This is a genomic window from Plantactinospora mayteni (assembly GCF_016862935.1).
GTDB classification, from domain to species: Bacteria; Actinomycetota; Actinomycetes; order Mycobacteriales; family Micromonosporaceae; genus Plantactinospora; species Plantactinospora mayteni.
On the sequence record NZ_BONX01000118.1, the window covers coordinates 1 to 893 of the forward strand.

Genomic DNA, 893 nt, shown 5'->3' on the forward strand with positions numbered 1-893 from the left:
GTCGTCGGTCCCGAGGGCCTGAGGCGGCGAGTGCCCGCCCATCCCGGCCGGCGGTGCAGGCTCGTCGTCCAGCTCCCGGAGCTGGACCTCGAGTCGGGACATCCGGGCGGTAGTGAGCGCCTCGTTCAGCGCGCCCGGCAACCCGTCCACACCGACGAGGCTCAACCAGCGCGGATGCAACTCCACCTCGGAGACCCGGCCGGCGTCGTCGACGGTGATCCGAACCGCGCGGGAGTCGGCCCATCCGTCATACCCGGCGGTTGGCGACTGCCACGACCCGACGCCGGCCCAGCTATCCGACCCGATCATCGTCACCGTCGAACCTTCCCCGGCCCCGACGGGAGGGAACCCGCCGCCCGCCGACGGGTGTCCGCCGGGGCTCCGGAGACAACCTGAGTTCTTTCCACTACAACCTCCAGCGGTTTCTGTTGCCGATCCGCGGCGGCACACAACACCGGGAATCGCCCGGCGAGGCCACTGTCCCGGAGTAGCCTGCACTCCTGCTTACGTATCGATGACGTCGGCCGTCAGCGGTGGCTTCGGCCCGGCGGCGGTTCGGGCGGGACGCGTGGCCTGGACGAGCGTCATTGGGAAGTGCTGGAGCACTGACGGCGGTTGCGGTCCCGGTCTCCCGATCAGGTTTCGCCCGGTGCCGCCGGATCCTCACGGGCCGGCCCGGTGGCGGACTTCTCGGGTACGACGCCCAGGCCGGCGAGCTTGCCGCGGACCTCGTCGGCCTCGGGGTGGCCCAGGTGGTCGAGGATTTCCAGCGCCTGCCGCCAGAATCGTCGCGCCTCGGTCACGTCGCCGGTGATGTGTTGGGTGTCGCCGAGTTGCGCCAGGGCGACAGCCTCGCCGCGACGGTCGCCCAGCCTTCGGAAGAGATCGAGGGA

The 893-nt window shown here is 71.0% G+C and carries 2 protein-coding genes; both read right to left on the reverse strand.

The features are described 5' to 3' along the window. The coding region (locus Pma05_RS42140) for a hypothetical protein (protein ID WP_203863148.1) at positions 1-315 on the reverse strand (315 nt) is incomplete at its 3' end. 320 nt (positions 316-635) lie between these two features. Continuing rightward, on the reverse strand, positions 636-893 hold a 258-nt coding region (locus tag Pma05_RS42145), incomplete at its 5' end, for a hypothetical protein (RefSeq protein ID WP_203863149.1).